Here is a 24,252-nt window from a genome sequence, read left to right on the forward strand (position 1 = left end):
CAGCGATGAGGCCCTCAAGTCAACCATCAAATTGCTGTATTGTCCCGGTTTAATCTCGCCACCCAAGGTCGCCGCATGGCGCGTCTCTACGTCACCCTCAGCCTTCTCCTCTATCTCCTGGCCCTGTGCCTCGATGCTGTGAACCTCAGCGGCGGCAATACGGTCACTGCCCAGCAGGCGCTGTTCCAGGGCCCTTGGGGCGTGGTCTTCGGTCTGTTCGGCTGGTTCGCCAATCCTCTGTTCGGCCTCGCCCTGCTGCTGCGCCGGCGGCTGCGCTGGCTGGCACTGTTCCTCGGTGCCTGGGCCCTTTACCTGGCGGTCATGAGCCACGCCATCGAGCGCCTGCCGGACAACATCAACTACAGCTTCCATGACGTCATCGGCTTCGCTCCGGGCTATTACCTTTGGGCGCTCGCCATCGCCGCCTTCTGCATCGGCCAGGCCTGGTGGTGCAGCCGCGGACGCGATGTCGAGGTGCCGCGCTGGAGCCTGCCGGAAGGCGCGCTGGCGCTGTTGCTGCTGGTGGTGATGGTGATCGGCCTGCGCGATGAAAACCTGCGCTTCGATTTCGACAAGCTGTTCGATATGCCGCCGTCAGTCTGGGAAATGCCGCCGCCGGCCCGGGACGAGTCGATCTGATGAGCCCAGAGCAAAACATAACTCTCTGATTTGCAGTGACTTTGTGGGAGCGGGTTTACCCGCGATTGCTGTAGTGAATTCACCTTAGTAATCGCGGGTGAACCCGCTCCCACAGGAACTGTTCTCTGCGCTACAGCGCAGCCTGAAGGGCTTGCCAGCGATCAGGCCATCAGCTGCATCAAAAGGCTCAAGCCTTGCGCTTGAGCGGCTCACCCTCGAATTTCACCCCGGCCAGGCCATGGGCGATCAGGGCGCGGATGTTGCCGTGGTCGGTGCCTTCCGGCGTTGCCAGCACCGAGCGGTAGTGCTCGCCGAACGCCAGCAAGGTTTCCTGGTCGCTCAAACCTTCCAGCAGGGCCAGGCCCAGGGTCTTGCACGAACCTTCGTTCTGTCCGGCGGCGCTGGCCAGGCCGCCATTGTCGAAGGCGGTCTGCTGGTAGTCGTAGTGCTCGGCAACGAAGGCCAGGGTATCGGCGAACTGGTGTTCGCCGGTGGCCAGGCTGGCACGCAGTTGAATCAGGTCAGTCATGGGTTTTTCCTTTGGCGAACGCGGCTTGCTGCTCGGCGCTGGCTTCTTTCTGGTATTGGCTTTTCCACTGCTCGTAAGGCATGCCGTAGACCACCTCGCGGGCGTCATCCAGGCTTACCTCGATCTGGCGTTCGTCCGCGGCGGCCTTGTACCACTTGGACAGGCAGTTGCGGCAGAAGCCGGACAGGTTCATCAGGTCGATGTTCTGCACGTCGGTACGGTTGCGCAGATGTTCGACCAGGCGACGGAACGCCGCCGCTTCGAGTTCGAGTTGCTCTTGTGGGGTCATGGCTGTCTCGTTGATCAGGCGATTCGGTTCTTCAGGTGGCGGCCACCGTTGATGACCACGTTGCTGCCGGTGCTGTACTGGCTTTCGAGAAGGAACAGCACCGCTTCGATCAGCGGCTGGGCACCGGGTTCGAATTCCAGCAGGGCCTTCTTCAGGGTCTGCTGGCGATACTGTTCGTCGCCGCCCTCCTTGAGGATCAGCAGGCCCGGCAGGATACCGTTGACCCGCACCCTGGGTGCGTACTTTTCGGCGAAGGACAGCACCATGTTCTGCAGCGCGGCCTTGGTCGCGGCATAGCCGATATGGCTCTTGCTGCCGCGGGAGGAGGTTTCGTCGCAGATGTGGATGATGTCCGACTTGTCGAGCTTCAGCAGTTGCTCGCCCAGGGCCAGGTTGAGGTGGTAGGGCGCCTCGACGTGCAGCTTGAACATGGTGTTCAGGTTGTCGAGGTCGTCGTCCAGCCACAGCGAGGCATTGTGGACGATGGCGCGCAGGCCGTCGTACCGGGTGCACAGGTGCTCGATCAGCGCTTCGCGATCGCGCTCGCTGCACAGGTCGGCCTGGAACGGGATGATGTTCGGGTGCGCCGGGGGGATCTTGCTGCGGCTGGCGCTGACCACCGTGTGGCCGGCCTGCGCCAGTTGCGTGGCCAGCGCCAGCCCGACTCGCTGGCTGCCACCGGTAACTAGGATTGGGCTGTTCATATGCGGGGACGGTCAACTTTTTCAGGTTCGCGGTCAGGTGCCAGCATACCCGAACTCGCCCGTATTGACCGCCCCCGGGGCGTCAGCGGCTTTCCAGGGATTCGCCGCGGTTTTCCCGTGCCGTAGCGGGCGCGGGCCGGGCATCGAGCCAACTGGCGAGGCAGCGGGTCGATAGCGGGATGAACAGGTACACCATCAGCGGCGTCAGGCCGAGGGTACTGAGCAGCACGCGCGGCAGCAGGTCCAGTTGCGCCAGCCAATGGCCGAACAGCAGGTTGAAGACCAGCGACACGGGAAAGAACGCGAGCCAGATCGCCACCGCCTGCTTCCAGCGGGGTGGACGCTGCGCGGCACTGTTGCCGAACCAGCCCTCTATACCGCTGACCCGCTGCTCGGTGGGTTGCTTGAACAGGCCGTTGCCGCGTGCCAGCCAGGCACTGCGCGAGGCGGAGAATTCCCAGGCGTGCAGGGTCTTTTCATCGACGAAGCGGAAGATGATCTGGAACTCGTCGCCCTGGGGCGGCGGGGCCAGTACGCCGGAACCGAGGTAGCCGGGGAAGTCGGTGGCGAGCTGCTCGCCTTCGTGCAGCCAGGCGATCATGTCCTGGTAACGGCCTTCGGCAACGCGCCGTGCGACCATCAGGGTGACGGGTGAGGTAGACATCGTGTATCTCCGGGCAAACGGGTCGCGGCGGGTAGCCTCGATCCTGGATACCACTCGGGGTGTTGGGTGGCGTCCGAACTCAAGCAAGGATTATTCCGTAAATAATGTGACCCGTCAGTGTCAGTTTTCTCTCAAGTTGACCAAGGGTTTGTTCCCGCCGTTGACGAGCGGGGTAGAATGCGGGTCTTTTTCCTACAATCCGCAGCGTACAAGGCGATGATCGAATTTTCCCCGCCGCCACCCGGCGAACGTACCCTGGATCACGAGGAGTTGTTTCCCATCCGGGAAGTCGCACGGCTGACCGGGATCAACCCGGTGACCCTGCGCGCCTGGGAGCGCCGTTACGGGCTGGTACAGCCGACTCGCACCGAAAGTGGGCACCGTTTGTATTCCCGCGCCGATATCGACGAGGTCCGTACGATCCTTGGCTGGATCGAGCGGGGCGTGGCCGTGAGCAAGGTCGGCAAGATCCTCGCTCGCAACAGGGCTGCGCACGCCCGGCCCGAGGAGGCCGCGCAACCGCCTGCGAAGGACCACCAGCACTGGCAGAACCTGCTGCGCCAGGCCGCGCAGGGTTTCGATGAAGCGCGGCTCGAGCGCATCTATGGCCAGGTCTTCGCCAGCTACCCGCTGGAAGTGGTGTTCCAGGAGATCGTCATGCCGCTGTGGCAGGAGCTGCGTATTGCCCATGACGGCTTCGGCCGCCTCAGCGAATGGCTGTTCTTCGACACCTTCCTCCGTGCCCGGGCCTGGCAGCGCCTGCAACTGACCCGGGACGAACAGCCTACGCGCGTGCTCCTCGCCGGGCTGCCGGAGCAGTGCCGGGAACTCGAATTGCTGGTGTGCGCCCTGATGCTCGGCAGCAGCGAGGTGGCGGTATCGCTGCTGGCACCCGGACACCCCCTGGAAGAGTTGAGCCTGATCTGCGAGCGCATGGCGCCGGATGCCGTGGTGCTGTTCTCCAATCACGCCCCGGCGGCGGACCTGTCCAAGCGCCTGGCGCGCCTCTGTCTTGGTCTGGACTGCCCGCTGCTGTTCGCCGGCGAGGCGTCGGAAATGGCCCAGGACAGCCTGGTCGGGTCACAGGTGGTGTGTCTCGGCGGGGAAGGGCGCCTTATGCGTCGACGCCTGCAGCAGTGCCTCGACGGGCACCTCGACAGTTAACCGGCATGCAGCTCGGGGTGAGCGCGCCGGTGCTGCTGCAAAATGTACTGGCGCAGCCGTTCGATTTCTTCAGCCGGGCGCTGGCTCAGCCGGTAGGCGGCCAGGCCCTCGGCGGTGATGCGTTGCAAGGTGCCGCGCAGGGCGATGGGGGCGATGCCGTCGGGGGCGAACCAGAGGTTGAAGGACTTCGGCGGCTTCTTGCCTTGCGGTAGTTCCACCAGCACGCCCTTGAAGGAAATCTCCCGCACCTTCAGGCCACTGCTCAGCCCCAGCTGGTCTTCCAGCATCACCGGCTGGTCGAGGCTCAGGCGCCAGGGCCGGACCACCGCACCTTCCTCATAGATGCTAGGCGCCCCCAGTTGCAGGTGCAGGGCATGGAACTCGTCTTCCACCAGCAACAGCGGAAAGCTCATGTGCTGGTTGTCCACCTTTGCCTGCACCGTAACCTGCTCGTTGGCCACCAGCCGGGTCAGCAATTGCTGGACATCGCTGCGGCCATTGAGGCGCAGGCTGGAGTTCGGGTCCACGCGGTTGAGCTGGGGCGAGCGGTGCACGCTCTGGATATAGTCCAGCTCATCCTGGGTCAAAAGGGCGTCGGCTTGCATGGTCGTGAATACTGCGAGTCTACGGGGTGTTGAATGGACAGCGGATAAGTGCCTTTGTTAAGACCGTTGGTCGCTTTCCAGCGCTCGGATCCGCGCCCGTGCCTCGGCCAGTTCGCGTTCCAGCTCGGCGATCCGCTGCTCGGCTTCGACCTGAACGGTGACGTCCTTCTGCACACCGATGAAATAGGTGAGCTGGTCGGCTTCGTTGAACAGCGGGGTGATCGACAGCTCGTTCCAGAACGCGCTGCCGTCCTTGCGGTAGTTGCGCAGGATCTCCCGGCACGGCTGGCGGCTGTCCAGGGCCTGGCGGATACGCGCCCGGGCCGGCTGGTCGCGGTCTTCGCCCTGGAGGAAGCGGCAGTCGCGATAGAGAATGTCGCTGGCCTGGTAACCGCTCAAGCGCTCGAAGGCCGGATTCACGTAGATCAGGATGGTGTCTTCGTCGCCTTCCTGTTCGGCGACCACGATGCCATCGTTGGAGGCATCGATCATGCGTTGCAGCAGTTTGGCGTTGATCATCGGCGGGACCGGTCCAAGGCTTCGGATGAGCGATTCTAGTGCATGTGCGAGCAGGGGATAAGGCCTTGTGCCAGCCAAGGGTGCCAGGCGCTGCACGAAAAGCCTCGATACCCGTTCCTGCTGCGTTGAAAACAGTCTGACCTTCGTCTCAAGGCTTTTCGTACAGAACCTAGTATCCTGCGCGTTCGCTCAAGTAATGGAATCCCTCATGAAAGTGGTCATCCTGTCCGGTTCGGTCTATGGCACCGCCGAAGAAGTCGCCCGTCACGCCCAGTCGCTGCTCAAGGCCGCCGGTTTCGAAGCCTGGCACGCGGCCCGGGCGACCCTTGCCGATATCCAGGCATTCGAGCCCGAAGCGCTGCTTGCCGTGACCTCCACCACCGGCATGGGCGAACTGCCCGATGCACTGCTGCCGCTGTACAGCGAAATCCGCGACATCCTGCCTGCCGCCTGGCGCGGCTTGCCGGGCGGGGTCATCGCCCTGGGTGATTCCAGCTACGGCGATACCTACTGCGGCGGCGGCGAGCAATTGCGCGAGCTGTTCGCCGAGCTGGGCGTCAACGAGATCCAGCCAATGCTGCGCCTGGATGCCAGCGAGACCGTGACCCCCGAAGTCGACGCCGAACCGTGGCTCGCCGGGTTTGCCGACAGGCTGCGCGGCTGATTCATTGCCCCTGCGGAGACTCTTTCAACAGGTCCAGCCAGGCCCGGGCCGCCGCCGACAGGTAGGCGCCCCGGCGCCAGATGAAGGCGATGTCCCAGCGCAGGTCCTGCGGTTCGCGCAGGGCCAGGCGCACGACGCCGGGCCGTTCCAGCGCCCTCGCCACGATCCGCGGCAACAGCACCACGCCCTGGCCGGCTGCCACCAGCGCGGCGAGGAAATCCGCCTGTCCACTGCGTCCGCCTTCCCTGGGCGTGAAACCCAGGGCCTGGCAGGCACTCAATAGCCGGTCGTTGAGCACGAAACTGCGCTGATAGAGCAGGAAGGGCGTGTCTGCCAATTCTCCCAGGTGCACGCTGGCATTGCCGGCCAATGCGTGGTCCAGCGGCAGCAGGGCGTCCAGCGGTTCGTTGCAGAACGGCTGCCAGTCGAAGGCCGGATCGTTCGGCGTCAGGCTGCCGCCCAGCTCCAGTTCGCCACTGAGGACCGCCTGTTCGATGGTGCGGCTGCCGCCTTCGAGGATTTGCACCTTGATATTCGGATAGCGCCGCCGGTATTCGGCGAACAGCCCGGCGAACAGCGCGTCGCTGCCCAGCAACGGCAGGCCGAGGCTGAGCTCGCCGCGGGCCAGCTGGCTGAGGTCGTCCAGTTCGTTATGCAGGGCCTGGCTCAGGTGCAGGATGGCTTCGCCACGTTCCAGCACCACCTTGCCGGCGGCCGTCAGGTGCAGGCGCGAGGCGTGCCGTTCGAGGAGCGTTACACCGAGGTCCTGCTCCAGCTGGGCCACCTGCTTGCTCACTGCCGACTGGCTGATATGCAGGGTTTGCGCGGCCTGGGTGAAGCCGCCGCGGTGTATCACTTCGATAAAGCTGCGCAGTTGCTTGAAGTCCATGCTCTTGAATTCCATTCTGGAATGTCGTGCAGTCTAACAATTCGCTTTTTGCATGGGTGAGCGCAATTTTAAAATGGGGACCTGCAGAGGAACCCCGTCCATGACTTTCGCTAATCTCAAATGCCTTGCGCGCCTGCTTGCCGAGCTGGGCGTGCTGCTGGCGCTGTACCTGCTCGGCGGGCAACTGGTGGCCTGGTTCGGCTGGCCCATACCCGGCGGTGTGATGGGCCTGGCGCTGCTGCTGGTGCTGTTCGCCCTCGGCTGGCTCAAGCCTGCCGCCCTGCAGCGCGGCGCCGGGGTGCTCATGGCCGAGATGCTGCTGTTCTTCATCCCGGCGCTGATGAGCCTGCTGGACTACGGCACGCTGCTGCGCGACGACGGCTGGCGCATACTGCTGGTGATAGCGGTCAGTACCTTGCTGGTAATGGTGGTCACCGCCTTTACCGTGGAATGGGTGTGCCGCCGGAGCCTGCGTCATGAGTCTTGAACCGATGCCGCTGTTCTGGCTGGCCCTGACCCTGCTGGCCTACCTGGGCAGCCGCTGGCTGTACCGGCGCACCGGGCGCTACCTGTTGTCGCCGCTGATCTTGGTGCCGGCGGTGCTGCTGGCCATTGCCGTGCCGCTGCATACCGCCTACGCCGAATACTCTCGCGATACCCACTGGCTGATGGCAGTGCTCGGCCCGGTGACCGTGGCCTTCGCCGTACCGATCTGGCAGCAGCGGCGCCTGCTGGCCAGGCATTGGAAGGCCCTGTGCCTGGGGATGCTGATGGGCAGTACGGCGTCCATCGCCAGTTCCTGGGTGCTGGCACGGTTGCTGGCGCTGGACAGTTCGGTGAGCCTGTCGTTGCTGCCGCGCTCCATCACCACGCCGTTCGCCATGCCGCTGGCGCAGCAACTGGGCGGTGTGCCGGAACTGACGGCGGTGTTCGTGATGTTCACCGGGGTGCTCGGTGCGGTGTTCGGTGGCGTGCTGCTGCGCTACCTGCCGCTGCGCACGCCGCTGGCCCGGGGCGCGCTGTTCGGTGTCGGTGCCCATGGCGCCGGTGTCAGCCGGGCGCGGGAGGTGGGCGGCGAAGAGGGCTCGGTGGCGGGGCTGGTGATGGTCCTGACCGGTCTGCTCAACCTGTTCGCCGCGCCGTTGCTGACGATGGCGCTATAAGCCGTTCGGCGCGTGACCCGCAAGGTCAGCAAGCTGGCTGCCAAGGCAACTCCCGCCCTGGCGGCGGCTGACTATGCTCAGCGACAGAGCACAATCATGTGCCGCCGTGACCAACACTGATAACAACCACCAGCCGAGATCTCGCTATGCCTTTGGCAGAGATACCTTTGTGCGTCTGGCGGACACGGAGCCTGGGATACACGTTCCGCGGCCAGAGCATTCGCTACTGGACGGCAGGGCAGGGAGAGCCACTGCTACTTATTCACGGATTTCCTACCGCCAGCTGGGACTGGCACTACCTCTGGCAACCCTTGGCCCAGCGCTTTCGGGTAGTCGCCTGCGACATGCTGGGGTTCGGCGATTCGGCCAAACCGCCGGGGCATCGCTACAGCCTGCTGGAGCAGGCCGATCTGCAGCAGGCGTTGCTGGAGCATTTGCATATCCATGAGCCCGTGCATGTGTTGGCCCATGACTATGGCGGCAGCGTCGCCCAGGAACTGCTGGCGCGGCATCACGAAGGGCAGGGCCGGATCGCCAGTTGCGCGTTTCTCAATGCCGGGTTGTTTCCCGAGTGCCATCGCCCGTTGCTGCTTCAGCGCCTGCTGATCAGCCGGCTCGGCTGGCTGGTGGCGCGGGTCTTCGATCGTGACGACCTGGTGCGCAATGCCGGACAGATCTACGGGCCGGGTACCCAGCCCAGCGAAAGCGCGCTGGACGACTGCTGGAGCCTGATCGTGGCCAATCGCGGCAATCGCATCCTGCATCGGCTTTCGGAATACCTGATCGAACACCAGGCACATCGCCAGCGTTGGGTCGGGGCCTTGCAGAACGCGAGCCTGCCGCTGCGCTTCATCAACGGAGCGGCAGACCCGCTGTCGGGCGCGCACATGGTCGAGCGCTACGAGGAACTGATCCCCGAGCCCGATACCGTTCTGCTCCATGGCATCGGGCACTATCCGCACACCGAGTCGCCGGCCCAGGTGCTGCGCCATTACCTGGATTTCCGTCACCAGCCGCTGGCCTGGAGCCTGCAGAAGGTGGCCTGGTCCTGACCCAAGCGTCACTTATCATCCGCCATTCAGCGCCCGCCCGGTTCGTTGTCCGGGCACGGGTGCTGGCCGACACTGGCGGCTCCGTTCCCTGTTCAGTTGGAGTTGAGCCATGACCGATTCGGTACGCCTGGAAGATAGAGTGGTGATCGTCACGGGGGCCGGCGGTGGCCTTGGCCGCGCCCATGCCCTGCTGTTCGCCCGGCACGGGGCGAAGGTGGTGGTCAACGATCTGGGCGGCTCGACCCACGGCGAAGGGGCGAACGCCTCGGCGGCCGACCGGGTGGTGGCGCAGATCCGCGAGGCGGGCGGCGAGGCGGTGGCCAACCATGACTCGGTGACCGATGGCCAGCGCATCGTCGAACAGGCCCTGGACAGCTTCGGCCGGGTCGATGTCGTGGTGAACAACGCCGGGATCCTGCGTGACAAGACCTTCCACAAGATGGAAGACGCCGACTGGGACCTGGTCTACAAGGTGCACGTCGAAGGTGCCTGGAAAGTGACCCGCGCCGCCTGGCCGCACCTGCGCGAGCAGAATTGGGGCCGGGTGATCTTCACCTCGTCCACGTCGGGCATCTATGGCAACTTCGGCCAGGCCAACTACGGCATGGCCAAGCTCGGCCTCTACGGCCTGACCCGCACCCTGGCCCTGGAAGGGCGCAAGAACGGCGTGCTGGTCAACGCCATCGCCCCCACCGGGGGCACGCGCATGACCGAAGGGCTGATCCCGCCGCAGGTGTTCGAGCAACTCAAGCCCGAGCTGATCAGTCCGTTGGTGGTCTACCTGGGCAGCGACCGCTGCCAGGACAGCGGCAACCTCTATGAGGTCGGCGGTGGCTGGATCGGCCAGGTGCGTTGGGAGCGCAGCCTCGGCGCCGGCTTCGATCCCCATGAAGGCTTCAGCGTCGAAGACGTGGCGGCCAGTTGGGGGCAAATCGGCGACTTCGACAACGCCGTGCATCCGAAGGACAGCCTGCAAGCCCTCGAGCAGATGATGAGCAATTTGCAACGATTTGCCCGGCGCTGATTTCTGTCGCGATCGGCGGATCTTTCCTAAGCTGGCTAGCCCGTCATCGCGACAAGGAGCGCGCACATGTATGAATCGAAGAACGAAGAAGTCATCTCGGCCGAACAGTTCCGCAGCCGGCTTTTGCTTCATGCGCTGGGTGCGCTGCTGTTGCTGCTGGGCTCGATCCTGATCGGCGTGGCCGGGCACCTGCATTTCGAGGAAGGGGTGAAGTGGTACGACGCGGCGTTCAACGCCACCCTGCTGCTGGGCGGCATGGGGCCGGTGGCGCTGCCGGAAACCCAGGGCGGAAAGTTGTTCTTCGCGGTGTACGGGCTGTATGTGGGGCTGGTGTTCGTCGCCAGTATCGGCCTGATCCTGGCGCCGGTGGCGCATCGGCTGTTGCACCGGTTTCATTGCGATTAATCGCACACCGCGGGCCCTGTGGGAGCGGGTTCACCCGCGATTGCCATATTGGACTCACCGACGTAATCGCGGGTGAACCCGCTCCCACAAGGTCCGTGCAAGCCCCAAAAATAAAAAAGGCCGCTGCAAACGCAGCGGCCAACAAAGACGCAGATCAAGGAGCTTCAAAATCGACGTCGGTGAACTGAAGGGGACGCTTCGGAGCAACAATCGGGAGCACTCTAGGGGAAAAGCATTAACCGACCATTAAGGGGTCCGAAGCGTCAACTTCGCGCCCTGGCGAACACCGGATCGTCAGGGCAAGGCAAGGATAGTCAGGCGCAACCCACGGAAAAATAGCCCTTTCTGACATTCACTGTTGCATCCTCGGCAACAGTGCACCAATTCAGTTCACTGTCGCCTGATAGCCCATCCGCCAGCTGATGGCGTTTGCCGTGGCAACCAGGCGCTGCGCTGCCGGGCCTTGTTCATCGGCATGGAAGATCGAGGTTGGCCCGACCACGGTGATTACCGCGGCGATCTGGCCCATGGCGTTGAACACCGGGGCCGACAGGGCGTCGACACCGGGCATCAGCAGGCCGTGGACATGATGCAGGCCGTGTTCGCGGATGGTGGCGAACAGGGCATCGTAATGGGCGATGCCGTGTCCGCTCTGCGCCAGTTCCCGATCCCGCAGTTCCACGGTTTCCCGTTCCGGCAGATAGGCGCCGAACACCAGTCCGGTGGACGAACTCAGCAGCGGCAGCACCGAGCCGATCTGGGTCACCACCGTCACCGCGCGCACTGCCGGTTCGATATTCACCACGGTCGCGCCCTGGTTGCCCCACACCGCGATAAAGCAGCTTTCATTCAGTTCGTCGCGCAATTGCGACAGCGGCAGCGCCGCCACTTTCAGAACGTCCATCCCGCCCAGCGCCGCCAGGCCCACGCGCAACGCCTCGCGTCCCAGGCCGTAATGGTTGGTGGCCGGGTCCTGCTCGGCGAAGCCGCTGGCGATCAGTGCCTGCAGATAACGGTGCACCTTGCTCGCCGGCATGTCCACATGCTCGGCCAGGCGCGACAGCGAGGTAGCGGGGGAAAGCTCCGCCAGCGCCTTGAGAATGTCGGTACCGACCTCCGCCGAACGAACCTTCTGTTTACCGCTATCGGTGCTGGACGGAGCTTTACTCATGGGCGCTGTTTTCTCTGTGGGAGCGAGCTTGCTCGCGAAGGACCGCACGGCGGTCCGGAATGGACGGCGATCTTTATAGCTTGACGTCATGGTGCGAGCAAATTACGTTATGCGTAATCCGTTTACGAATAAACAATGCAGAAGCACTTCCCTCTTGCCTGGGCGACAGGGTTGACAATCTGCCACCCCATGGAGGCTCGATGAACATCGACAACCCGTCCGACCTCGCTTACCAAAGCGGTTTCGGCAATGAGTTCGCCAGCGAAGCCCTGCCCGGTGCCCTGCCGGTCGGCCAGAACTCCCCGCAAAAAGCACCCTACGGCCTGTACGCCGAACTGCTCTCCGGCACCGCCTTCACCATGAGCCGCCATGAACAGCGGCGCACCTGGCTGTACCGCATCCGCCCTTCGGCGCTGCACCCGGCCTTCGTGCGCCTGGAGCGGCAACTGGCCGGTGGCCCGCTGGGCGCGGTCACCCCCAATCGCCTGCGCTGGAGCCCGCTGGACATGCCCGGCGAGCCCACCGACTTCATCGATGGCTGGATGACCATGGCTGCCAACTCGGCCGGCGACAAACCGACCGGCGTCAGTATCCATATCTACCGCGCCAACCGTTCCATGGAGCGGGTGTTCTTCAACGCCGACGGTGAACTGCTGCTGGTGCCGCAACTGGGCCGTTTGCGCCTGGTCACCGAACTGGGCGTGCTGGAGGTTGAGCCGCTGGAGATCGCGGTGATCCCGCGCGGCATGAAGTTCCGCGTCGAGCTGCCGGATGGCGAAGCCCGCGGCTATATCGCCGAGAACCACGGCGCACCGCTGCGCATCCCGGACCTGGGCCCGATCGGCAGCAACGGCCTGGCCAATCCGCGAGATTTCCTCGCGCCGGTGGCGCACTACGAGGAAGCCCGGGGCCCGGTGCCTTTGGTGCAGAAGTTCCTTGGCGAGCTGTGGGGCTGCCAGTTGCAGCATTCACCGCTGGACGTGGTCGCCTGGCACGGCAACAACGTGCCGTACAAATATGACCTGCGACGTTTCAACACCATCGGCACGGTCAGCTTCGACCATCCCGATCCGTCGATCTTCACGGTATTGACCTCGCCGACCAGCGTGCCGGGCATGGCCAATATCGATTTCGTGATCTTCCCGCCGCGCTGGATGGTGGCCGAGAACACCTTCCGTCCGCCGTGGTTCCACCGCAACCTGATGAACGAGTTCATGGGCCTGATCAAGGGCGAATACGACGCCAAGGCCGAAGGCTTCCTGCCTGGTGGCGCCTCGCTGCACGGTTGCATGAGCGCCCACGGTCCGGATGCCGAAACCTGCGCCAAGGCCATCGCCGCGGAGCTGGCGCCGAGCAAGATCGACAACACCATGGCCTTCATGTTCGAGACCGGCCAGGTGCTGCGTCCGACCCGCCATGCCCTGGACTGCCCGCAGTTGCAGAACGACTACGATAGGTGCTGGGCCACGCTGCCGAGCACCTTCACCCCGAATTGGAGATAAGCATGAACCAGACCGCCATTGCCCGCAGTTGGGTCGAACACGCCAATGGGCATAGCGACTTCCCGTTGCAGAACCTGCCGCTGGGTATCTTCAGCCGTGCCGGCGGCGAGCGCCGCAGCGGCGTTGCCATCGGCGACGCCATCCTTGACCTCGAAGCGGTACTGGCTGCCGGTCTGTTCGAAGGCGAAGCCAGGGCGGCCGTGGAAGCCACTCGCGGCGGTGCACTGAACGCCTTCTTCGCCCTGGGTCGCAGTGCCCGGGTAGCCCTGCGCGAGCGCCTGCTGGCGCTGCTCGGCGAGGGCAGCGAGCACCAGGCCACGCTCAAGGCCGCGCTGTACCCGGCCGGCGAATGCGAGCTGCACGTGCCGGCCAGGATCGGCGACTACACCGACTTCTACGTCGGCATCCAGCATGCGACCAACGTCGGCAAGCTGTTCCGCCCGGACAACCCGTTGCTGCCCAACTATAAGTACGTACCGATCGGCTACCACGGTCGCGCCTCGACGATTCGCCCGTCCGGCACCGAAGTACGGCGCCCGAATGGCCAGACCCTGCCGGCCGGGCAGAGCGAGCCGAGCTTCGGCCCTTGCGCGCGCCTGGACTACGAGCTGGAACTGGGCATCTGGATCGGCCAGGGCAACGACATGGGCCAGGCCATACCGATTGGTGACGCCGCCGAGCACATCGCCGGCTTCTGCCTGCTCAACGACTGGTCGGCGCGGGATATCCAGGCTTGGGAATACCAGCCGCTGGGGCCGTTCCTGTCCAAGAGCTTCATTTCCACCATTTCGCCCTGGGTGGTTACCGCCGAAGCCCTGGAGCCGTTCCGTTGCGCCCAGCCAGCCCGTCCGAACGGCGACCCGCAACCGCTGTCGTACCTTCTGGACACGCGTGACCAGGCGGCCGGTGCCTTCGATATCGAACTGGAAGTGCTGCTGATCACCGAGCGCATGCGCGAGCAGAACCTGCCTGCGCATCGCCTGGGCCTGAGCAACACCCTGAGCATGTACTGGACCGTGGCGCAGTTGGTGGCGCACCACAGTGTCAATGGTTGCCAGCTGCAGCCGGGCGACCTGTTCGGTTCCGGCACGTTGTCCGGTGCCGAGCCCGGGCAGTACGGCAGCCTGCTGGAGATCACCGAGGGCGGCAAGCACCCGGTGGAACTGGCGTCGGGCGAGGTACGCAAGTTCCTCGAGGACGGCGATGAAATCATCCTGCGCGCCCGCGCCAGACGCGACGGCATGGCCAGCATCGGCTTCGGCGAATGCCGTGGGAAAGTCGTTGCGGCGAACTGAAAGGGCCCTGAACCCAATGGAACTCTTCACTTACTACCGCTCCACCTCGTCGTACCGGGTTCGCATTGCCCTGGCGCTGAAGCAGCTGGAGTTCCAGTCGCTGCCGGTCAACCTGCTCAAGGGCGAGCAGCGCGCGGAACACTACCTTGCGCTCAATCCCCAGGGCCGGGTGCCGATGCTCAAGGCCGATTCCGGGGAATTGCTGGTGCAATCGCCGGCGATCATCGAGTACCTGGAAGAGGTTTATCCACAGCCGGCACTGCTGCCGCACGATCCGGTGCAACGGGCCCGGGCGCGGGGAGTGGCGGCCTTGATCGGTTGCGATATCCATCCGCTGCACAACGTCAGCGTCCTGAACCTACTGCGCGAGACGGGGCAGGACGAGGATGCGGTGAATCGCTGGATCGCGCACTGGATCAGCCAGGGGCTGGAAGCGGTGGAACGGTTGATCGGTGACGAAGGCTTCTGCTTCGGCGCGCAGCCGGGGCTGGCGGATGTCTACCTGATTCCGCAGGTGTACGCGGCCAGGCGCTTCAATGTCGATCTGGGCGGGTACCCGCGGATCCTGCGGGTGGTGGGGCTGGCGGAGGAGCATCCGGCGTTCGTGCTGGCGCATCCTTCGCGGCAGCCGGATACACCGGCTGCAGGCTAACGGCCTCCACGGGCCTTGTGGGAGCGGGTTCACCCGCGATGACGTCGGTGGGTTCACTATCGTCATCGCGGGTGAACCCGCTCCCACAAGGTCCGCGTAAACCCGGCGGTCAATGCACGGATCGTTTCCCGCTGGGCAAATGCCCCAACCGCTCCGTCAGCCGCAGTCGCTGGATCGGGTCATCGGTCAGCAGCAATGCATGCTCCAGGTCATGACGCTCGGCCTGCGGGCAATCCAGATGCTGGTACAGCGTGGCCCGGGCCAGGTAATCGCTGGCCAGTGGCGCTCCGAGCTCCATCACCCGCTCGGCATCCCTCAGCGCCGCGATATCGTCGCCGTGGGTCGAATGCAACTGCCGCAGATTGCGCGATAGCCGCTGGATCATCTCCCGTGCACTGGCCGTTTTCAGATGCTCGGCGGTCAACGGCACTTGCGGGCCGAACTGGCGCCCCAGCAATTCCCGGCAATCGGCCGGATACAAGCGCCGACCGCCACAGGGGTCGAGCAGATGGTCTGCACCCGGTACGCGCAAAAGGAAATGTCCAGGGAAATTCACCCCTTCCAACGGAATCGACAACCCCCGCGCCAGCTCCAGGCTGAGCAGGGCCAGGGCCAGCGGCTGGCCGCGACGACGTTGCATGAGTTGATCGAGCAGTGCCGCCTGGGGCCGCAAGGGGTGGTATTCGTCTTCCTGGAAACCCATCGAGCACAGCTTGCGCAGCAGTGGCTGGGCCAGCTCGTTCAGCGGCAGCAGCGGCAGGTCATTGCTGACCTCATGCTGCACCTCGCGCAGCCCGCGCATCACCTGCGCCGGATCGACCCTGGCGTCATGCTCGGCAGCCACCCACAATCCGGCTTCGAACAAGGCCGGGGGCGTGCGTTCCAGACAGGCCAGGCAGGCGTGGCGTGGGTTCATGGCGATCTCCGTCAAGAGCTTCTGTTTTAGCCCTGGCACGGCGTTTCGTCCAGTGCTGCGGCAGCCATCGAGGGCACACCTATACTGGATGCAGCACTGTTCAAGAGGGCCCGCAGATGTTCGCTCTCATGCAAAGCACCCGCACCCGATCACTGCACCTTTGTACCGACCCGGCCACCGGCCTCAAGGCGGTGATCGCTATCCACAACGAGCAACTGGGCCCGGCGCTGGGTGGTTGTCGCTACCTGGCCTACCCGGATGACAACAGCGCCATGAGCGATGCCATCCGCCTGGCCCAGGGCATGACCTACAAGGCCGCCCTGGCCGGCTTGCCGCTGGGCGGCGGCAAGGCGGTGATCATCCGCAATCCCCATGTGGAAAATCGCGCTGCGCTGTTCGAAGCCTTCGGCCGTTTCATCGAGTCCCTCGAAGGCCGCTATATCACCGCCATCGACAGTGGCACCTCGACCCTCGACATGGACTGCATCGCCCAGTCCACCCGGCACGTCACCAGCACCACCCGCGCCGGCGACCCCTCGCCGCATTCGGCGATGGGCGTGTTCGCCGGCATTCGCGCCACGTCCATGGCGCGCCTGGGCAGCGACAACCTGGAGGGCTTGCGGGTAGCTGTGCAGGGGCTGGGCAATGTCGGCTATGCGCTGGCCGAACAGCTGCATGCGGCGGGCGCCGAGCTGCTGGTCAGCGACCACGACCAGGGCAGGGTGCAACTGGCGATGGAACAATTCGACGCCCAGCCCGTGGCTGCCGAAGCGATGGTAGGCACCCCTTGCGATATCTTCGCGCCGTGCGGCCTGGGCTCGATCCTCACCGGGCAAAGCGTGATGCAACTGCGCTGTGCCGCGGTGGCCGGCTCGGCCAACAACCAATTGACCAGCCTGCAGGTGGCCGATCAACTGGAAAGCCGCGGCATCCTTTATGCGCCGGACTACATCATCAATTCCGGCGGCCTGATCTACGTGGCACTGACCCATCAGGGCCAGGCACTGCCCGACATCACCGCCCACCTGGCGCGGATCCCCAGCCGGTTGACCGAGGTGTTCGCCCACGCCCAGGCGGAAAAACGCTCGCCGGCGCGGGTGGCGGAGCAATTGGCGGAGCGCCTGGTATACGGTAACGCCTAGGGCTCACTCCGCGTCCGCAGGTGCCTCGAGCAGTTCGGACAGGGCATCCGGCTGGCTCTTGAAGGCCTTGGCGAACACGTCGCGGTTCTTCGCCATGTAGATACCGATGTCATCGACCTGCTGTTCGTCCAGCGACGGCACGGCCTTCTTCAGGACTTCAGCCAGCATCTCGGCCAGCTCGAGCATCTTGTCGTGACGGTCTGCTTCGGCTTTATCCATGAACAAACGCTCCAGGTCGCGGCTGCTGCGGTACACCACTTCGACGGCCATTCATCACCTCACGCCTTTTTCGAAATTGAAGGAATACGGAATACTGGGTATTTATACAGTAATCGCCCGGTATTGGATAGTGGCCTTTTTATAGCCCAGATTTTTGCAGGCGGAGGGTGTGCGGGCGTGCCTTGCGGCAATCGGTCGCCTTCTCAAGCGAGGCCGCTGGCCTTTTTACTGCATGCAGGCATAGCCGTCATATGCCGGCAGCATCCTTCTTCCAAGCCGTATCGGGGAATTCGCATCGTGAACATCAAATGGGCTGAAAAACTGCGCAAGGGCCTGCATGGCGGGGCCGACTCGCTGGGCAACCTGTGCGTCGAGGCGTTCCACTACCTGGCCCTGTTCGGGATCGGTGCCATCACCGCCTATGCGGCGGTCGCCACCTTCATCGACATGATCGGCAAGGGCGGGGTCAGCGTCGACGACATCTTGCTGCTGTTCATCTACCTGGAGCTGGGCGCGATGGTGGGGATCTATTTCAAGACCAACCACATGCCGATCCGCTTCCTGCTCTATGTGGCGATCACCGCGCTGACCCGCCTGCTGATCGGTGACGTCTCGCACCACAAGGCACCCGACGAAGGGCTGCTGTACCTGTGCGGCGGCATCCTGCTGCTGTCGTTCTCGATCCTGGTGGTGCGCTACGCGTCGTCGCGCTACCCGTCGAGCCGGGCGATCGATGCCAGTGGCAAGGATGTGGAGGAAGGCAGGTAATTTTTGCTTTGTTCTTGAGGGCCCAATCGCTGGCAAGCCAGCTCCCACAAGGATCCTGTGGGAGCTGGCTTGCCAGCGATGAGGCCCTCAAAACAACAAAAGATCCTGCTCTTTATAACCAATCGATCTGCAAGATTTTCCCGCCTCACTCCACAAGGGGTTATCCGCCATTTCAGGATCCCCTTCATGCCTCATTACCTCGACGACGCCCAGCGCGATGAAGTGCTGCGCCTGCACGCCAGCTTCCTCGGGCGCAGCGAGTGGCCGACCTGGCTGCTGCTGATAGGGGCCTATACCGGCTGGTTCGCCCTGTTGCTGGGCAGTTCGTTGCTCGGCGCCGGGCTCACCACGCTGCTGCTGATCCCGCTGCTGGTGCTCTGGCTGTCGTTGCAACATGAGCTGCTCCACGGCCATCCGACCCGCTTACTCTGGCTGAACAAGCTGCTCGGCTACGCGCCGTTCGCCGTCTGGTACCCCTATACCCTGTATCGCGACAGCCATCTGCTGCATCACCGCGACGAAGATCTCACACTGCCGGGCCGCGACCCCGAAAGCCGCTACCTCGGCCAGCAGGCCTGGCAACGCACCCGGAAGACCGACCGGGCCCTGCGCTGGCTCGACAAGACCGTTCCCGGACGCCTGCTGACCGGCGCTCCGCAAGCCCTGTTCGGCCTTGCCCGGGAACAACTCACCCGGCTGAAACAGGTGGACCGCCAGGCCTGGCGCATGTGGCTGACGCACGGTTTCTGCACACTGTTGATGTTTGCCTTCATCGCCGAATACAGCGCCCTGTCCATTGCCCAGTATGTGTTCCTGGCCAGCGTGCCGGCGTTGTCCGTGGCCATGCTGCGTTCCTTCTACGAGCACCGCCCCGCCGAACGCCCGGAGCACCGCACTGTCCTCAACGAGGCCGGCTGGCCCTGGACCTGGCTGTTCCTGCACCTCAACCTGCACCTGGTGCACCACGACCTGCCAGGCCTGCCGTGGTATTTCCTGCCAACCGTCTACCGCCAGCGTCGCGAGCAATGGCTGGCGCGCAGTGGCGGCTATCTGGTGCACGGCTATGGCGAGCTGATCCGCGCGCACAGCCTGCGTCCCATCGACAGCCCCGAACATCCTTTCGCCTGACCCGGAGTACCCATGGCCTACGCCGAACTGCTGATGTACGTGGCACCCTCGCGGGTTCGCGCGGCCAGCGAATCCTGGCTGCAACACACGCTGGATCTGCTTGGTGGGGTACGTGAGGACGCCAGTGCCCTCGACCTGCCCACCCTGTGGCAATCGCCGAACCTGTTGTTCGCCCAGACCTGCGGCTACCCGCTGATGACCCTGCTGCGCGGCAAGGTCCGGGTCATTGGCCGCCCGGTCTACGAACTGCCCCACGCCAGCGCCGGCAACCATTGCAGCCTGCTGGTGGTGCGCGAAGACGATCCGCGTTGCACGCTGACCGACTTCTTCGACAGCCGCGGCCTGCTCAACAGCCCCGACTCCAATTCCGGCATGAACCTGTTGCGCCATCGCCTCGCGCCCTTGCAGCGGGACAACCGTTTCTTCTCCGCGATCCAGTACACCGGCGGCCACCGCGACAGCCTCAAGGCCCTGAAGGCAGGGCAGGGCGATCTGGCGGCGATCGACAGCATCACCTGGGATTACCTCGCCCGCGACCGCAGCGAAGAAGTCAGCGGCCTGCGGATTCTCGATAGCAGTGCGCCGAGCCCGACCTTGCCCTTCATCGGCCCGGCCCACCTCGACGAGCCCGGCGCCGAACGCATCCGCCAAGCGCTGAACCAGACGCTGCACGCGTTCGCCGACACCTTGGCGATTCGCGAAGTCCTGGCTGCCAGCGAAGCCGATTACCAGATCCTGCTCGACTACGAGCGCGATGCCCCTAATTTCAAATTCGAATAATCGAATGCTTTTTAAATATTTTTAAAGCATAAGCCCTCCCTCTAGCATGGCGTCACCGGACCACCGGACATCTCAAGCAATCCTCCTTCTGGAGTCATTCATGTCCGGTCTCGACCACGCCCACCGCGAATATGTGGGCTCGCTGTTCCGCAACCATTACCAGTGGCTGTGCCTGCGCCTGCGCCGACACCTGGGCGATGGTGGCGCGGAAGATATCGCCGCCGACACCTTCGTGCAGTTGCTCAGTGCTCCGGTCGCCGAGCCGATCCGCCAGCCGCGGGCACTGCTGACCACCATTGCCCAGCGCCTGATGTACCAGCTCTGGCGTCGCCGCGACCTGGAGCGCGCCTATCTCGATGCCCTGGACCTGGACGACGAGGCGCAGGCACCTTCGCCGGAAGAACTGGCGCAGATGCTCGAAGCCCTGCAGATCATCGACGAGTTGCTCGACGGCCTGCCGGCCAAGGTCAAGGCGACTTTCCTGCTGTCCCAGGTCAACGGCCTGACCTACCCGGAAATCGCCGCGCAACTGGGCATCTCGCAACGCTCGGTGAGCGACTACATGGCCAAGGCCATCCACCGTTGTCTCAAGGCCAGCCTGGAGTGATATGAGCGCCGAACAGGAACGCCTGCTCGAACAGGCCACCCACTGGATCGTCCTGCTGCGTTCAGGCCAGGCCAGCGATGCGGAGCGCCAGGCTTTCCTGGCCTGGCGTGCCCGCGATCCGCGCCATGAAGAACTATGCCTGCGCCTGGAACGCACCCTCGGCGTGTTCCAGGTGCCGATTGCCCAGGGTATCGATGGCGGTGTGCTGCAACGGGCGCTGGATGCGCCGTCGAGCCGGCGCAAGGTGTTGCAGCGCGCCTTGCTCGGTGCCGGCCTGATGATCGGCGGCGGCTGGAGCCTGACGCCGACTTTCGACTCGCTGGGCGCCGATTTTTCCACGGGCATCGGCCAGCGCCAGACCGTGCAGTTGGACGACGGCAGCGAACTGGTGCTCAACGCGCAAAGCGCCGCCGATGTGCAATTCGACAGCCAGCGCCGCTTGTTGAAATGGCGGGGTGGGGAAGGGTTGCTGCAGGTGGCCGCCGACCACCGCCCCTTCATCCTGCAAACCAGTGGTGGCGAGGTGTATGGCCGCGATGCGCGGATTCTTCTGCGTGATCGCGACAGCCAGTGCCGGGTCGGCGCCATGCAGGCGCCGCTGCAGATCGTTACCCGTGGTGGCGACCGCCTGCAGTTGCAGCCCGGCCAGGAGGTCACCTTCGACCGCTTGCGTTTCGGCAGGGTCCAGGCCCTGCGCAGCGGCGACAGCGCCTGGGTCAATGGCCTGCTGGAGGTACGCGGCAGCCCGCTGAGCGAAGTGATCGAGGCCCTGCGCCCTTATCGCCATGGGGTGCTGCGCCTCGACCCGGCCATCGCCGATCTGCGGGTCAGCGGCCTGTACCGCCTCGACCAGAGCGATGTAGTCCTCGAAGCACTCAGCCGTACCTTGCCGATCCGCATCAATCGACGCAGCGATTACTGGGTCACGCTGACGGCGGCATAAGCCCATAACCAAACGATCTGCAAGATTTCCCCGGCCCGCGCCACACCCTTCCCGCAAGCGTTGCCGAGGGAGCAGCGCGGTTTGGATTCCGTGGGGGGAATCGTTGTGCGCAAGAATCAATACAACACGCAACGCAACAAGACATCCGTGGCCATCGCCTTCAGCCTGCTGCTGGGCGGTGCGGCCTTCGCCGACGAAGCGCGCCAGGCCTGGCATCTCGAATCCGGCCCGCTGGACGAGGTGCTGCTGAACATCAGCCGGCAGAGCGGCCAGGTGATTTCCTTCACGCCGGAGCTGGGGCGTTATTCCTCGGCGCGGGTCGACGGCAACCTGTCCGCGGCCCAGGCCATCGAGGTGGCGCTGCAGGGAACCGGGCTGGCCCTGGAAGTCAGCCCGACCGGCGCCTTCATCATCAAGGACAAGGCCGAATCGTCGTCGGCGACCGGCACTGCCAGTGCCAGCCGGATCGCCAACCGCGAAACCTCCGCCGCCAGCGTGCCGACCCTGGATCGCGTGGTCGCCCTCGGCACCCGCCGCAGCGACGCCACCGCCCTGACCAGCGCCGCGCCGGTAGATGTGATCAACAGCGAGGAACTGGTGCAGACCGGCGCCACCACGCTTAACCAGGCGCTGTTCCAACTGCTGCCGTCGTTCAACTTTCCGCAGAACCAGAGCGCCACCCGCGGGCAGAACCCCAAGGGCGCCTCGCTGCGCGGCCTGGCCCCGGACCAGACCCTGGTGCTGGTCAATGGCAAGCGCCGGCATGCCTCGGCGGTGGTGAACATTTCCGGCGGCGTGCCGTTCATTGGCGCACAGCCGGTCGACCTGGACATGATTCCGATCAGCGCCATCGACCATGTCGAGGTGCTGCGTGACGGCGCGTCTGCCCAGTACGGTTCCGACGCGGTGGCCGGGGTGGTCAACATCGTGCTCAAGGAGCGCGACAGCGGCGGCCAGCTCAATACCCAACTGGGCAAGTACGCCCAGGGCGACGGCTTCAGCAAAAGCGCCGATGGCTGGTACGGCCTGGGCCTGCCGGGGGACGGCTTCCTCACCCTGAGCTTCAACGGGGTCAATACCAAGCCCACCGATATCGGCGACCAGTACCAGGCCGGCGGCACCTGGCAGGACCCGCGCTGGGGCGGTGCGTCTCGCGACAAGTACAACCTCGCTGCCAACGCCGAGGTCGGCCTGGATGACCAGTGGCGCCTTTACAGCTTCGCCACCTTCGGCCAGGACAAGTCGATCAACAACACGCCGCCGTTGCTGGCGTCCAACCCGAACAACGTCGCCGCGCTGTATCCCGGCGGCACCATTCCCAAGTATCGCTACCGCTACGAAGATGCCTCGTTCACCGTCGGCTCGCGCTTCGAAGACGAGGCCATCGGGCGCTTCGATTTCAGTGCCACCTATGGCCGCGACAAGCATGACGAGCTGGCCTTCGATACGGTCAACCCGAGTTATGGCGCCAACAGCCCGACCAAGTTCGATGTCGCGACCCTGGTCAACGAACAGACCAACCTTGGCATCGACTACGCCAGGGACCTGGCCGTGGCCTGGTCGGACAACCCGCTGACCGTCTCCGCCGGCATCGCCTATCGCCACGAGCAATACCGCCTCGAAGACGGCGACTACGATTCCTACTCCTATGGCGGCATCGATGGCGTGCAGGTGGGGGCGGTGCAGGCTTCCGGCCTGATGCCCGACGACGCCGGGACCTACAAGCGCGATGTTGGCGGGGTGTATTTCGGCCTGGAGAACCAGGTCACCGAGAAATTCCAGGTGGGCATCGCCGGGCGTACCGAGCACTACTCGGACTTCGGTTCGGCCACCACCGGCAAGCTCTCGGCGCGCTACGAGCTGACCCCGCAGGTGGGCCTGCGGGCCACGGTCAACAGCGCCTATCGCGCGCCGACCCTGGGCCAGATCGGCACCTCCTGGACCACCACCACCAACGTCGATGTCAACGGCAACCCGGTGTTGACGCGGATCCTTCCGGTCGATCACCCGGCGGCCCAGGCCCTGGGGGCCGAGGCGCTGAAGCCGGAGAAATCCACCAACTACTCCCTTGGCGTGGTATTCCGGCCGAGCGAGCAGGCGTCGCTGACCATCGACGCCTACCAGATCACCATCCGGGATCGCCTGCTCTACAGCGGCGGGATTTCCGGCCCGGACGCGGAGCGCATTCTCGCCGCCGCCGGTTACGGCCAGTACAGCTGGGCACAGTTCATGACCAATGCGGCCAATACCCGCACCCGGGGCGTCGATATCGTCGGCAAGTACAACCTGGATCTGCAGCGCTTCGGCAACCTGGCATTGTCGGCGGGCTATACCAAGGCGCGTACCACCATCGAATCGGTGAACGCCAACCCCTACGGTTTCGATGTGCTGACCCGCGAGGCGCGCGGCTTCCTCGAACACGGTTACCCGGAAGACAAGCTGGTGCTGGGCGCGGTGCACCGCTATGGGCCGTGGACTGTCAGCCTGGCCCAGACCCGTTATGGCGAGTACCGCAAATACGCGGCCTCGGCGGCCAACGCGCAGTACGACCAGACCTTCTCGGCGCAATGGAACACCGACCTGGACGTGAACTACGCGTTCAGCAAGCAACTGAAGCTGTCGGTGGGCGCCAACAACCTGTTCGACAGCAAGCCGGACGACTTCAACCTGCGCCTGCGCCAGACCCCGGGGCAGCAGTACAGCTACCTCGCGCCTTCGGCGCCCGAGGGGGCGTTCTATTACACCAAGCTCACCTACGACTTCTGATCTTCAGTGCCCTTCAGGGCCTCATCGCTGGCAAGCCAGCTCCCACAGTGTGG

At 64.5% G+C, this 24,252-nt stretch carries 28 protein-coding genes; 18 read left to right on the forward strand and 10 right to left on the reverse strand.

The annotated features are described in order from the left end of the window. Positions 1-75 precede the first annotated feature (75 nt). On the forward strand, positions 76-639 hold the full coding sequence (locus ACKLLE_RS16605; RefSeq protein ID WP_420058558.1) for a hypothetical protein: 564 nt from the start codon (positions 76-78) through the stop codon (positions 637-639). 187 nt (positions 640-826) lie between these two features. Here ACKLLE_RS16605 and ACKLLE_RS16610 read toward each other — a convergent pair whose 3' ends face one another. The 4 genes from ACKLLE_RS16610 to ACKLLE_RS16625 form a co-directional block, all read right to left on the reverse strand. Further along, positions 827-1,168: a HopJ type III effector protein gene (locus ACKLLE_RS16610; RefSeq protein ID WP_009395092.1), complete on the reverse strand. Its 342-nt coding sequence runs from the start codon at positions 1,166-1,168 to the stop codon at positions 827-829. Beyond that, on the reverse strand, positions 1,161-1,457 hold the full coding sequence (locus tag ACKLLE_RS16615; protein ID WP_064302383.1) for a DUF1244 domain-containing protein: 297 nt from the start codon (positions 1,455-1,457) through the stop codon (positions 1,161-1,163). Before ACKLLE_RS16615 ends, ACKLLE_RS16610 begins: the two co-directional genes overlap by 8 nt. Before the next feature lie 14 nt (positions 1,458-1,471). Then, on the reverse strand, positions 1,472-2,161 hold the full coding sequence (gene folM / locus ACKLLE_RS16620) for a dihydromonapterin reductase (RefSeq protein ID WP_420058560.1): 690 nt from the start codon (positions 2,159-2,161) through the stop codon (positions 1,472-1,474). 82 nt (positions 2,162-2,243) lie between these two features. Further along, positions 2,244-2,825 carry a putative antibiotic biosynthesis monooxygenase gene (locus ACKLLE_RS16625; RefSeq protein ID WP_009395098.1) on the reverse strand — a complete coding sequence of 194 codons (582 nt, stop codon included), beginning with the start codon at positions 2,823-2,825 and terminating at the stop codon, positions 2,244-2,246. A 216-nt stretch (positions 2,826-3,041) separates the two neighbouring features. Between ACKLLE_RS16625 and ACKLLE_RS16630 the strand changes: the two genes are divergently transcribed. Continuing rightward, positions 3,042-3,989 (forward strand): MerR family transcriptional regulator, encoded by a 948-nt coding sequence (locus ACKLLE_RS16630; RefSeq protein ID WP_064302386.1) that lies wholly within the window; start codon positions 3,042-3,044, stop codon positions 3,987-3,989. Here ACKLLE_RS16630 and ACKLLE_RS16635 read toward each other — a convergent pair. Both ACKLLE_RS16635 and ACKLLE_RS16640 read right to left on the reverse strand, forming a co-directional pair. Beyond that, positions 3,986-4,594 carry a hypothetical protein gene (locus tag ACKLLE_RS16635; protein WP_009395101.1) on the reverse strand — a complete coding sequence of 203 codons (609 nt, stop codon included), beginning with the start codon at positions 4,592-4,594 and terminating at the stop codon, positions 3,986-3,988. The two genes, ACKLLE_RS16630 and ACKLLE_RS16635, sit on opposite strands and share 4 nt — an antisense overlap. A gap of 57 nt (positions 4,595-4,651) precedes the next feature. Further along, positions 4,652-5,113: a PAS domain S-box protein gene (locus tag ACKLLE_RS16640; protein ID WP_064302387.1), complete on the reverse strand. Its 462-nt coding sequence runs from the start codon at positions 5,111-5,113 to the stop codon at positions 4,652-4,654. 208 nt (positions 5,114-5,321) lie between these two features. Here ACKLLE_RS16640 and ACKLLE_RS16645 point away from each other — a divergent pair, with 208 nt between their 5' ends. After that, positions 5,322-5,777: a flavodoxin gene (locus ACKLLE_RS16645; RefSeq protein WP_420058561.1), complete on the forward strand. Its 456-nt coding sequence runs from the start codon at positions 5,322-5,324 to the stop codon at positions 5,775-5,777. 1 nt (position 5,778) lies between these two features. Here the strand turns inward: ACKLLE_RS16645 and ACKLLE_RS16650 are convergent, their stop codons facing one another. After that, entirely contained in the window at positions 5,779-6,666 is an 888-nt protein-coding gene (locus ACKLLE_RS16650; protein ID WP_420058605.1) for a LysR family transcriptional regulator, read from the reverse strand. A 100-nt stretch (positions 6,667-6,766) separates the two neighbouring features. On the opposite strand from ACKLLE_RS16650, the gene ACKLLE_RS16655 reads away from it, so the two are divergent. From ACKLLE_RS16655 to ACKLLE_RS16675, 5 genes are all read left to right on the forward strand, one after another. Then, positions 6,767-7,153: a CidA/LrgA family protein gene (locus tag ACKLLE_RS16655; protein ID WP_420058563.1), complete on the forward strand. Its 387-nt coding sequence runs from the start codon at positions 6,767-6,769 to the stop codon at positions 7,151-7,153. Continuing rightward, positions 7,143-7,829: an LrgB family protein gene (locus tag ACKLLE_RS16660; protein ID WP_064302390.1), complete on the forward strand. Its 687-nt coding sequence runs from the start codon at positions 7,143-7,145 to the stop codon at positions 7,827-7,829. Before ACKLLE_RS16655 ends, ACKLLE_RS16660 begins: the two co-directional genes overlap by 11 nt. Positions 7,830-7,975: 146 nt before the next feature. Beyond that, positions 7,976-8,881 (forward strand): alpha/beta fold hydrolase, encoded by a 906-nt coding sequence (locus tag ACKLLE_RS16665; RefSeq protein WP_037058698.1) that lies wholly within the window; start codon positions 7,976-7,978, stop codon positions 8,879-8,881. A gap of 109 nt (positions 8,882-8,990) precedes the next feature. Next, entirely contained in the window at positions 8,991-9,905 is a 915-nt protein-coding gene (locus tag ACKLLE_RS16670) for an SDR family oxidoreductase (protein WP_064302391.1), read from the forward strand. Between the two features lie 66 nt (positions 9,906-9,971). After that, positions 9,972-10,310 carry a hypothetical protein gene (locus ACKLLE_RS16675; RefSeq protein ID WP_064302392.1) on the forward strand — a complete coding sequence of 113 codons (339 nt, stop codon included), beginning with the start codon at positions 9,972-9,974 and terminating at the stop codon, positions 10,308-10,310. A 385-nt stretch (positions 10,311-10,695) separates the two neighbouring features. Here ACKLLE_RS16675 and ACKLLE_RS16680 read toward each other — a convergent pair whose 3' ends face one another. Further along, on the reverse strand, positions 10,696-11,481 hold the full coding sequence (locus ACKLLE_RS16680; RefSeq protein ID WP_420058564.1) for an IclR family transcriptional regulator: 786 nt from the start codon (positions 11,479-11,481) through the stop codon (positions 10,696-10,698). A gap of 200 nt (positions 11,482-11,681) precedes the next feature. On the opposite strand from ACKLLE_RS16680, the gene hmgA reads away from it, so the two are divergent. Genes hmgA through maiA form a run of 3 tightly spaced genes read left to right on the forward strand, consistent with a single transcriptional unit; the run spans position 11,682 to position 14,930 of the window. Beyond that, complete coding sequence (gene hmgA / locus ACKLLE_RS16685; protein WP_420058565.1) at positions 11,682-12,983, forward strand: homogentisate 1,2-dioxygenase; 1,302 nt, start codon at positions 11,682-11,684, stop codon at positions 12,981-12,983. 2 nt (positions 12,984-12,985) lie between these two features. After that, positions 12,986-14,278: a fumarylacetoacetase gene (fahA, locus tag ACKLLE_RS16690; protein WP_420058566.1), complete on the forward strand. Its 1,293-nt coding sequence runs from the start codon at positions 12,986-12,988 to the stop codon at positions 14,276-14,278. 16 nt (positions 14,279-14,294) lie between these two features. Continuing rightward, positions 14,295-14,930: a maleylacetoacetate isomerase gene (maiA, locus tag ACKLLE_RS16695; protein ID WP_064302396.1), complete on the forward strand. Its 636-nt coding sequence runs from the start codon at positions 14,295-14,297 to the stop codon at positions 14,928-14,930. Between the two features lie 109 nt (positions 14,931-15,039). Here maiA and ACKLLE_RS16700 read toward each other — a convergent pair whose 3' ends face one another. Next, positions 15,040-15,846: a transglutaminase family protein gene (locus ACKLLE_RS16700; RefSeq protein WP_420058567.1), complete on the reverse strand. Its 807-nt coding sequence runs from the start codon at positions 15,844-15,846 to the stop codon at positions 15,040-15,042. A 116-nt stretch (positions 15,847-15,962) separates the two neighbouring features. Between ACKLLE_RS16700 and ACKLLE_RS16705 the strand changes: the two genes are divergently transcribed. Continuing rightward, entirely contained in the window at positions 15,963-16,988 is a 1,026-nt protein-coding gene (locus ACKLLE_RS16705; RefSeq protein ID WP_064302398.1) for a Leu/Phe/Val dehydrogenase, read from the forward strand. 3 nt (positions 16,989-16,991) lie between these two features. Here the strand turns inward: ACKLLE_RS16705 and ACKLLE_RS16710 are convergent, their stop codons facing one another. Beyond that, positions 16,992-17,258 (reverse strand): YebG family protein, encoded by a 267-nt coding sequence (locus tag ACKLLE_RS16710; protein WP_009395127.1) that lies wholly within the window; start codon positions 17,256-17,258, stop codon positions 16,992-16,994. Positions 17,259-17,504: 246 nt separating this feature from the next. Here ACKLLE_RS16710 and ACKLLE_RS16715 point away from each other — a divergent pair, with 246 nt between their 5' ends. From ACKLLE_RS16715 to ACKLLE_RS16740, 6 genes are all read left to right on the forward strand, one after another. Beyond that, positions 17,505-17,975 (forward strand): phosphate-starvation-inducible protein PsiE, encoded by a 471-nt coding sequence (locus ACKLLE_RS16715; protein WP_009395129.1) that lies wholly within the window; start codon positions 17,505-17,507, stop codon positions 17,973-17,975. A 186-nt stretch (positions 17,976-18,161) separates the two neighbouring features. Then, on the forward strand, positions 18,162-19,103 hold the full coding sequence (locus ACKLLE_RS16720; RefSeq protein ID WP_420058568.1) for a fatty acid desaturase: 942 nt from the start codon (positions 18,162-18,164) through the stop codon (positions 19,101-19,103). Positions 19,104-19,115: 12 nt separating this feature from the next. Further along, positions 19,116-19,883 (forward strand): phosphate/phosphite/phosphonate ABC transporter substrate-binding protein, encoded by a 768-nt coding sequence (locus ACKLLE_RS16725; RefSeq protein WP_420058570.1) that lies wholly within the window; start codon positions 19,116-19,118, stop codon positions 19,881-19,883. A 100-nt stretch (positions 19,884-19,983) separates the two neighbouring features. After that, positions 19,984-20,490 (forward strand): sigma-70 family RNA polymerase sigma factor, encoded by a 507-nt coding sequence (locus tag ACKLLE_RS16730; RefSeq protein WP_064302401.1) that lies wholly within the window; start codon positions 19,984-19,986, stop codon positions 20,488-20,490. 1 nt (position 20,491) lies between these two features. Then, positions 20,492-21,433 (forward strand): DUF4880 domain-containing protein, encoded by a 942-nt coding sequence (locus tag ACKLLE_RS16735; protein WP_420058571.1) that lies wholly within the window; start codon positions 20,492-20,494, stop codon positions 21,431-21,433. 105 nt (positions 21,434-21,538) lie between these two features. Further along, positions 21,539-24,199 (forward strand): TonB-dependent receptor domain-containing protein, encoded by a 2,661-nt coding sequence (locus tag ACKLLE_RS16740; protein WP_420058572.1) that lies wholly within the window; start codon positions 21,539-21,541, stop codon positions 24,197-24,199. Positions 24,200-24,252 lie beyond the last annotated feature (53 nt).

This window comes from Pseudomonas bharatica (assembly GCF_048586865.1).
Lineage (GTDB): Bacteria > Pseudomonadota > Gammaproteobacteria > Pseudomonadales > Pseudomonadaceae > Aquipseudomonas > Aquipseudomonas bharatica.

Excerpts from the sequence above, each read along its gene's own strand:
- ACKLLE_RS16605 (WP_420058558.1), top strand. The coding sequence starts at position 76 with ATGGCGCGTCTCTACGTCACCCTCAGCCTTCTCCTCTATCTCCTGGCC.
- ACKLLE_RS16610 (WP_009395092.1), bottom strand. The coding sequence starts at position 1,168 with ATGACTGACCTGATTCAACTGCGTGCCAGCCTGGCCACCGGCGAACAC.
- ACKLLE_RS16615 (WP_064302383.1), bottom strand. The coding sequence starts at position 1,457 with ATGACCCCACAAGAGCAACTCGAACTCGAAGCGGCGGCGTTCCGTCGC.
- folM (WP_420058560.1), bottom strand. The coding sequence starts at position 2,161 with ATGAACAGCCCAATCCTAGTTACCGGTGGCAGCCAGCGAGTCGGGCTG.
- ACKLLE_RS16625 (WP_009395098.1), bottom strand. The coding sequence starts at position 2,825 with ATGTCTACCTCACCCGTCACCCTGATGGTCGCACGGCGCGTTGCCGAA.
- ACKLLE_RS16630 (WP_064302386.1), top strand. The coding sequence starts at position 3,042 with ATGATCGAATTTTCCCCGCCGCCACCCGGCGAACGTACCCTGGATCAC.
- ACKLLE_RS16635 (WP_009395101.1), bottom strand. The coding sequence starts at position 4,594 with ATGCAAGCCGACGCCCTTTTGACCCAGGATGAGCTGGACTATATCCAG.
- ACKLLE_RS16640 (WP_064302387.1), bottom strand. The coding sequence starts at position 5,113 with ATGATCAACGCCAAACTGCTGCAACGCATGATCGATGCCTCCAACGAT.
- ACKLLE_RS16645 (WP_420058561.1), top strand. The coding sequence starts at position 5,322 with ATGAAAGTGGTCATCCTGTCCGGTTCGGTCTATGGCACCGCCGAAGAA.
- ACKLLE_RS16650 (WP_420058605.1), bottom strand. The coding sequence starts at position 6,666 with ATGGACTTCAAGCAACTGCGCAGCTTTATCGAAGTGATACACCGCGGC.
- ACKLLE_RS16655 (WP_420058563.1), top strand. The coding sequence starts at position 6,767 with ATGACTTTCGCTAATCTCAAATGCCTTGCGCGCCTGCTTGCCGAGCTG.
- ACKLLE_RS16660 (WP_064302390.1), top strand. The coding sequence starts at position 7,143 with ATGAGTCTTGAACCGATGCCGCTGTTCTGGCTGGCCCTGACCCTGCTG.
- ACKLLE_RS16665 (WP_037058698.1), top strand. The coding sequence starts at position 7,976 with ATGCCTTTGGCAGAGATACCTTTGTGCGTCTGGCGGACACGGAGCCTG.
- ACKLLE_RS16670 (WP_064302391.1), top strand. The coding sequence starts at position 8,991 with ATGACCGATTCGGTACGCCTGGAAGATAGAGTGGTGATCGTCACGGGG.
- ACKLLE_RS16675 (WP_064302392.1), top strand. The coding sequence starts at position 9,972 with ATGTATGAATCGAAGAACGAAGAAGTCATCTCGGCCGAACAGTTCCGC.
- ACKLLE_RS16680 (WP_420058564.1), bottom strand. The coding sequence starts at position 11,481 with ATGAGTAAAGCTCCGTCCAGCACCGATAGCGGTAAACAGAAGGTTCGT.
- hmgA (WP_420058565.1), top strand. The coding sequence starts at position 11,682 with ATGAACATCGACAACCCGTCCGACCTCGCTTACCAAAGCGGTTTCGGC.
- fahA (WP_420058566.1), top strand. The coding sequence starts at position 12,986 with ATGAACCAGACCGCCATTGCCCGCAGTTGGGTCGAACACGCCAATGGG.
- maiA (WP_064302396.1), top strand. The coding sequence starts at position 14,295 with ATGGAACTCTTCACTTACTACCGCTCCACCTCGTCGTACCGGGTTCGC.
- ACKLLE_RS16700 (WP_420058567.1), bottom strand. The coding sequence starts at position 15,846 with ATGAACCCACGCCACGCCTGCCTGGCCTGTCTGGAACGCACGCCCCCG.
- ACKLLE_RS16705 (WP_064302398.1), top strand. The coding sequence starts at position 15,963 with ATGTTCGCTCTCATGCAAAGCACCCGCACCCGATCACTGCACCTTTGT.
- ACKLLE_RS16710 (WP_009395127.1), bottom strand. The coding sequence starts at position 17,258 with ATGGCCGTCGAAGTGGTGTACCGCAGCAGCCGCGACCTGGAGCGTTTG.
- ACKLLE_RS16720 (WP_420058568.1), top strand. The coding sequence starts at position 18,162 with ATGCCTCATTACCTCGACGACGCCCAGCGCGATGAAGTGCTGCGCCTG.
- ACKLLE_RS16725 (WP_420058570.1), top strand. The coding sequence starts at position 19,116 with ATGGCCTACGCCGAACTGCTGATGTACGTGGCACCCTCGCGGGTTCGC.
- ACKLLE_RS16730 (WP_064302401.1), top strand. The coding sequence starts at position 19,984 with ATGTCCGGTCTCGACCACGCCCACCGCGAATATGTGGGCTCGCTGTTC.
- ACKLLE_RS16735 (WP_420058571.1), top strand. The coding sequence starts at position 20,492 with ATGAGCGCCGAACAGGAACGCCTGCTCGAACAGGCCACCCACTGGATC.